7 protein-coding genes and 1 pseudogene are annotated in these 6,353 nt (G+C 69.5%); 3 read left to right on the plus strand and 5 right to left on the minus strand.

Features of this window, described 5'->3' with window-relative positions; genetic code table 11:
- Both INE98_RS00805 and INE98_RS00810 read left to right on the plus strand, forming a co-directional pair.
- Window positions 1–266, plus strand: a pseudogene (locus INE98_RS00805) (arsenate reductase ArsC); the annotation flags it as partial.
- Window positions 263–952 (plus strand): aquaporin, encoded by a 690-nt coding sequence (locus tag INE98_RS00810; protein ID WP_293535833.1) that lies wholly within the window; start codon window positions 263–265, stop codon window positions 950–952. The pseudogene INE98_RS00805 and the gene INE98_RS00810, both read left to right, overlap by 4 nt.
- A 54-nt stretch (window positions 953–1,006) precedes the next feature.
- Here INE98_RS00810 and INE98_RS00815 read toward each other — a convergent pair whose 3' ends face one another.
- From INE98_RS00815 to INE98_RS00830, 4 genes are all read right to left on the minus strand, one after another.
- A complete protein-coding gene (locus tag INE98_RS00815) occupies window positions 1,007–1,303 on the minus strand; it encodes a hypothetical protein (RefSeq protein ID WP_293535835.1) in 297 nt (98 codons plus the stop codon).
- Window positions 1,300–1,449 (minus strand): hypothetical protein, encoded by a 150-nt coding sequence (locus tag INE98_RS00820; RefSeq protein WP_293535836.1) that lies wholly within the window; start codon window positions 1,447–1,449, stop codon window positions 1,300–1,302. Before INE98_RS00820 ends, INE98_RS00815 begins: the two co-directional genes overlap by 4 nt.
- A 202-nt stretch (window positions 1,450–1,651) precedes the next feature.
- The gene (locus INE98_RS00825) at window positions 1,652–4,174 is read right to left on the minus strand and encodes an FtsX-like permease family protein (RefSeq protein WP_293535837.1); all 2,523 of its coding nucleotides are present in this window, start codon (window positions 4,172–4,174) and stop codon (window positions 1,652–1,654) included.
- Window positions 4,171–4,860, minus strand: a complete 690-nt coding sequence (locus INE98_RS00830; RefSeq protein WP_293535839.1) for an ABC transporter ATP-binding protein — start codon at window positions 4,858–4,860, stop codon at window positions 4,171–4,173. The genes INE98_RS00825 and INE98_RS00830 overlap by 4 nt, the downstream gene beginning before the upstream one ends.
- Window positions 4,861–4,875: 15 nt before the next feature.
- Between INE98_RS00830 and INE98_RS00835 the strand changes: the two genes are divergently transcribed.
- Window positions 4,876–5,559 (plus strand): arylesterase, encoded by a 684-nt coding sequence (locus INE98_RS00835; protein WP_293535841.1) that lies wholly within the window; start codon window positions 4,876–4,878, stop codon window positions 5,557–5,559.
- 6 nt (window positions 5,560–5,565) lie between these two features.
- Here INE98_RS00835 and INE98_RS00840 read toward each other — a convergent pair.
- Window positions 5,566–6,353, minus strand: a 788-nt coding sequence (locus INE98_RS00840; RefSeq protein WP_293535843.1) for an insulinase family protein, incomplete at its 5' end; no start/stop codon positions are given.

The raw sequence follows: 6,353 nt of genomic DNA on the forward strand, positions 1-6,353 counted from the left end.
CGATCGATTTCATCTTCACGGTCTGCGACAACGCCGCGGGGGAAGTCTGCCCTGTCTGGCCGGGGAGGCCGGTCACCGCGCACTGGGGGGTGGAGGATCCTGCATCTGTCACGGGGACAGAGACCGAGGTCGCGGCCGCCTTCTCGGAAGCGGCGCGGCGCCTCCGACTGCGGATCGAGCGCTTCCTCGCCCTTCCGGCTGAAGTCCTGGACGGACCCGATGTCCGGGCGCGCCTGCAGGCGATCGGCGAGGACCCAGCCCCGTGACCGCCGACGGCCCTGGCTTCGGCCTCGCCCGAAGGCTCGCGGCTGAGGGTGTCGGAACGGCCTTGCTCCTGGCCGTGGTGGTCGGGTCCGGCGTCATGGGAGAGGGTCTCTCCGGCGGAAATGACGCGATCGCGCTCCTGCTCAACACCGTCTCGACCGGCGCGGGCCTTTTCGTCCTGATCACCCTGCTTGGCCCCGTCTCGGGCGCGCACTTCAACCCCCTCGTGACCCTCCTGGGGGCGGCCTCGGGACAGCTGGGGCGGGGCGAGGCCCTGGCCCGGATGGCGGTCCAGGTCGCCGGTGCGGTTGCGGGGGTGCTCCTGGCCCACGCCATGTTCGACCAGCCCCTGGCCCAGGTCTCGGGCAAGGGCCGCGACGGGGCGGGACAGGTCCTGTCCGAGGCCGTGGCCACCTTCGGCCTCCTCATGGTGATCCAGCTCGGCGCGCGCCTCGCCCCGGGCGCACTGGCCGCCCTCGTGGCCCTCTACATTACCGCGGCCTACGGCTTCACGGCGTCCACGTCGTTTGCGAACCCTGCGGTCACTCTCGCCCGGAGCCTGACCGACACCTTCGCCGGCATCGCCCCGGCTTCGGTCCCCGGCTTCCTGGCGGGACAGGCGGCGGGCGCCTTCGCCGCCGCCCTGGCGTCGTCCTGGCTGCTGAAGGACCACCGGGCCCGGGGCTGAGAGTCGCAGCGCCGCCTCCCCGACCGCTTCCCGGAAGGGCCGGTCGCCCCGCCCTTAGCGCGCGATCACCCGGCCTGCCAGTTTCAGGATCTGGTCGGCGACCTGCTCCCGGCCCTGGTCGGGGCCGGCGGACTGAAGCCCCATCTGAGCCTCCGCCTCGTGCAGGAAAGTGCAGATGGCGCCAACGTCCGACCCGTTCGCCGCCAAGGACAGGGCGCGCAGGAGATAGCGGTCGTACTCGTCCGCCATCGCCTCTCCATCCTTCCGGGCGTCGACAAGGCCGAGGGGGTCCCAAGCCCCGAATCCGATTTCGCGAAGTTCCGGCAGAAGGTCGCGCATGTCGTTGGTCACCTGGAGGGCTCCCCGATCTCGAAATCATGGATCACGGCGTCCCCCATGGAGGCCGGGACCTCGGCCGCCTCGCGCACCGGCCCGCCCCTGCGGCGGGTCGCGATCTCGGGCTCGATCCCGGGGGACTTGTCGTAGAAGTGATGCATCAGCGCCAGCCGCTTCAGTCCGAGCTCCCTCGAGAGCGTGGTCAGAAGCTCAATCCAGTAGGCGGCGTCTTCGTTCGGGGTCCGGCCTGCGGGGCGTGCGTCGGCCCATCGCCGCCCCGGTTCGCATCGCCCGCCAGTCCGACCGTCAGGTCTTCACGGCGGAAATCAGCCGCCGCGATGCGTCTCCCTTTGGCGTTCGGGCTCAGACGGATCTGAGCGCGCTCGCCGGCCGCGCCGACAGGATGGGGAGTGCGCCGGCCAGGCTGAGGACGAGGGTCACGCCCAGTCCCGCCCCCAGGGTGGCGAGGACCCGGCCCCAATCCGGCGCCCAGTTGAACTCGAAGATCTGGACGATGATCCACCAGGCGCCGCCAAGCCCCAGGACGAGGGCGACCCCGCCCAGGAGGAGACCCAGAAGGCCGTATTCGAGAGCCTGGACCCCCAGCAACTGTCCTCTTGTGGCCCCGAGGGTCTTGAGCACCACGGCGTCGTAGGTTCGCGACTGGCGGGCTGCGGCGACCGCTCCGGTCAGGACCGCCATTCCGGCAAGCAGGGTCACCGAGGCGGCGGCGAGGATCGCCAGCGCCATCTGGTCCAGCAGGGTCCTTGCCTGGCCGAGGATCTCGCGGACGGAGATCACCGATACGCCGGGGAAGGCCGTCAGGATGGCCCGCGCGGCGGCGGTTTCCCGCTCCGGCGGCAGGCTGACGGCGCCGGCCAGGGTGTGCGGGGCGTCGGCCAGGGTGCTGGGCGGGAAGACCATGAGGTAGTTGAAGCCCATGGTGTCCCAGTCAATTCGTCTCAGGGAGGCGATGCGCGCCGGGATCTCCCGCCCCAGCACGCTCACCGTGAGCCTGTCACCCACCTCGAGGCCAAGGTCTGCGGCGACCTCGTCATCCAGGGAGACGAGCGGAGGACCCGCATAGTCCTTCGGCCACCACTCACCGGCCATGATGCGGCTGCCGGCGGGCAGATCCGCCGCATAGGTGACGCCCCGTTCGCCGCGCAGCACCCAGGCCTCGCGCGGGATGACCTTGAGATCTCGTACCTTCTGGTCCCCGTAGGCGGTGATCATGCCCCGCAGGGCGGGCACCAGGTCGACCTCGGCCCCAGGCGCAGCGTCGGTCACCACCTTGCGGAAGGTCTCTGCGCCGGCGGAAGGGACGTCCAGGACAAACTGGGCGGGAGCCCGCGCGGGTACGGACCGCGCGATCTCGGCGTCGAGGCTGGTCTGGATGGCGGCGATCAGCACGAAGAGGGTCAGGGACAGGCCCATGGCGATGACCAGGGCCGGCGTCTGGGAACCGGGCCTATGCAGGTTCGCCAGCGCCAGCCGGAGCAGGGGAGAGGCAGGTCTGGGCGCCCGTCTGGCCAGCCACTTCACACCGGCCCCGACACCCAGCAGGAAGACCAGACTTCCTCCCGCCGCTGCAAGGATCCCGGCGGAATAGAGAGGCTCCTCGGCAGTCAGGACAGCAAGACCAACAGACAGGCCGACCCCCGCCGCAACGATGATCGCGTCGCGCAGGGCGGGACGGCCGGGCCCTTCGAGCGAAGCCCGCCAGATCGCCGCAGGAGGCGTCGTTCCTGCCCGGGCGAGGGGCAGCCAGGTGAAGATGAAGGCGATCAACAGGCCCTGCGCGGCCGCGAGGCCCAGGGGCGCCGGATGCAGGGAGAACTCGGGCCGGACGGGCAGGCGGTCACCGATGAGTGCGAGGATGGTCGAGGGAGCGGCCGCCCCTGCCGCGAGGCCTGCCAGAACCGCGGCCACGGCCACCGTTCCCACCTGAAGGAGGTAGATCAGGGTGATGTCTCGTCCCGAGGCGCCCAGGACCTTGAGGGTGGCGATGGAACCGCGGCGAGCCGCCAGGTATCCGGCCACGCCGTTGCTCACGCCAATCCCTGCGATGACGAGGGCGGCGAGACCGATCAGGCCAAGAAACTGTCCCATCCGTTCAAAGAAGCGGCTGGCTCCCGGCGCTGCGCGGCTATGATCGCGCACCTGCCAGCCGGTCTCGCCGAACTCCTGCCTGAGGGTTTCGGCCAGCTTGTCGGGCGTTCGCGCCGAGGCCCCGTTTAGTTTCACGCGGTACTTGGACTGAAACAGGCTTCCCGGCTGTATCAGGCCCGTCGCCGGAAGGTCCTCCAGGCGCACGAGGGCCGCGGGACCCAGGCTGAAGCCCTCTCCCACGCGGTCCGGTTCGGCGTCCAGTACGCCAGCGACCCGGAACTGCGCGCGACCGAACTTGAGGACATCGCCTGGGGTCAGGGTGAGCCTTTCCGCCAGCCCCCGCTCGACCAGCACTTCTCCAGGACCTGGACCGGGCGAGGCGCGCGCGCCATCGGCTGTGGCGACGGTCAGGCGACCATAGAGGGGATAGGGCGTGTCCACGCCCTTGAGCTCGACCAGCATGGGAGGCCCGCCCTCGCTCTGGGCCATGGCCCTGAGGCGGACGGTCTCGCTGACCTCACCGAGGTTCCGGATCACCCCCCGTTCCGCCTCTGTGGCGTACCTCTGGGTCAGGGCGATCTCGATATCCCCGCCAAGCAGCTCCCGTCCCCGCCGCGTCAGCTCGCCGGTGATCGCCGCGGTCAGACTGCCGATGGCGGCGAGGGCGGCGACCCCCAGGAAAAGGCAAAGAAACAGCAGGCGCAGTCCGCGGAAGCTGGCCGAAAGATCCCGGCGAGCGATCCGCCAGAGTACTGGAAGGGGAACGGGCGTCATGACAGGCGGTCGGACACGATTCGCCCGTCCGCCATCTCTACGATCCGGTCGCAGCGGGCGGCGAGGCCCGGGTCATGGGTGATCATCACCAGGGTGGCCCCGGCCGCCGCACGACGCTCGAAGAGAAGGTCCGCCACCCGACGCGACGTCACGCCGTCCAGATTGCCCGTGGGTTCGTCGGCGAAGATGAGCCCGGGCCGCGGGGCCATGGCCCGGGCGATGGCCACTCTCTGCTGCTCGCCGCCGGACAATTGGGTGGGGTAATGGTTCAGCCTGTCGGCAAGCCCCACCGCCGTGAGTTCGGCCATGGCGACACTCCGCGCGTCTGAAGATCCACAGAGCTCCAGCGGCGTCGCGACATTCTCAAGGGCTGTCATGGTGGGCAGGAGGTGAAAGGCCTGCAGGATGATGCCGATGCGCCCCCGTCTGGCGCGAGCCAGGGAATCTTCGTCAAGGGGACCGAAGTCCTGGCCATCAATCCTGACCTCGCCGGAAGTCGCCCTTTCGAGCCCGGAGAGGACGGCCATCAGCGACGACTTGCCCGATCCGGATGGCCCCAACACGGCCAGGGCCTGGCCGCGCGGGGCGTCGAGGTCAACACCCTTGAGGATATCGGTGTTTCCAAGCGACAATACGACACCCCGCGCGCGGATCATCAGGTCTGTATCTGGTTCAGCGGCGGTCATGTTTGGAGGCGTCCGATGCAGTCGAGATCTTGGCTATATGTGATGGTGGCGACGCTTTGCCAGTTCGTTCTCGCCTGCACGCCAGCGCCGGAGCGGTCTCGGACGCCGGCCAGCCTGTCGGCTACGGCGGCCGCTGACGGGCCCCTCGTCGTCGCCTTCGGGGACAGTCTCTTCGCCGGCTATGGTCTTGAGCCCTCCCAGGGGTTCGCGCCGGCCCTGGAGCGGGCCCTAGCCGGACAGGGAGTTCAGGCCCGGGTGATCAACGCCGGCGTGTCCGGGGACACCACGGCTGCAGGCCTCGCCCGTCTGGCGTTTACCCTCGACGGTCTGCCTCGCAAGCCCGACCTGGTTATCGTCGGACTGGGCGCCAATGACATGCTGAGGGGACTCAGCCCGGCGGAGACACGAACCAACCTGGAGGCCATTCTCGCCGAACTGGATCGGCGGGAAATCCCGACGGCTCTTGTGACCATGACGGCCGCCCCGAACCTCGGCGAGGACTACGCCAGGACGTTCAATCCAATCTATGCCGAGCTCGCCCGTCTCAAAGGCGTCCGACTTTACCCGTTCTTCCTGGACGGCGTCGCCTCGCGGCCAGATCGCCTGCTTCCGGACGGCATGCATCCGAACGCTCGGGGAATCGAAGACATCGCGGCCCGCTTTGCGCCCATCGTCTCCCGGGATCTTCCGCCACACTGACGCGATTCAGGGCTGCTTCACGGCAGGCGCGGCCATGATGACTTCGACCGGGAGGCCGAGGCGGTCCAGCTGGGGCCTGACCAGGGAGACGTCTCCAACCACCACGAAGGTCAGGCCTCTAGGATCGACCAGCCTGCGCACCGCCCCGTCCATGTCTGCGGCCGTCATGGCGGCGTATCGATCGGCAAGGCGCTCGTACCAGTCGTCCGGCCGCCCGAAGTCTGCGAGGGCGGAGAGCCCGTTCAGGACGGCGGCGCCCCTCTCGAACTGGCCTGGCAATTCGCGGGTCGCCCCCTCTACGGTCAGTTGCCGCTCCTCCGCCGTCGTCCCCCTTTGCGAGGTGAAGTCGCGGGTTTCCCTCAGGATTTCCGAGATCGCGTCGGCAGTCCGATCCGCCTGGACAGGCGCGCTGATCCGGAAGGCGACGCGCTCGGCCACCTCCGGGACTCCGGATCCCACCCCGTAGGACCAGCCCTTGGTCTCGCGCAGGTTCATGTTCAGCCGGGACAGGAAACCGCCGCCGAGGACCTCGTTCCCGGCCTGAAGGGCAAGGAGATCATCCCCGCCCCGCGCCTGCAGCACCTTGCCGGCTGCTATGACCGCCTGCGGAGACTTCGGCCGGTCGATCAGGATGACCCGGTTGCCCGCCGGTGCGGGAGGCTCAGGGAAGGCCTTGACGCCCCGGGTCACCCCGGTCGGGGCGGTCCAGTCCCCGATCGCTGCGTTCAGGGCGGGAAGAAGCTCGGCCAGAGGACGATCGGAGACGATCAGAAGCCGGCCGTTATCCGGCCGGA

Source organism: Phenylobacterium sp. (genome assembly GCF_020253645.1).
Taxonomy (GTDB): Bacteria; Pseudomonadota; Alphaproteobacteria; order Caulobacterales; family Caulobacteraceae; genus Phenylobacterium.

What these genes read in the sequence shown, in the direction of transcription:
- INE98_RS00830 (WP_293535839.1), bottom strand. Translation starts at nt 4,860, where the DNA reads ATGACCGCCGCTGAACCAGATACAGACCTGATGATCCGCGCGCGGGGT.
- INE98_RS00820 (WP_293535836.1), bottom strand. Translation starts at nt 1,449, where the DNA reads ATGCATCACTTCTACGACAAGTCCCCCGGGATCGAGCCCGAGATCGCG.
- INE98_RS00835 (WP_293535841.1), top strand. Translation starts at nt 4,876, where the DNA reads ATGCAGTCGAGATCTTGGCTATATGTGATGGTGGCGACGCTTTGCCAG.
- INE98_RS00825 (WP_293535837.1), bottom strand. Translation starts at nt 4,174, where the DNA reads ATGACGCCCGTTCCCCTTCCAGTACTCTGGCGGATCGCTCGCCGGGAT.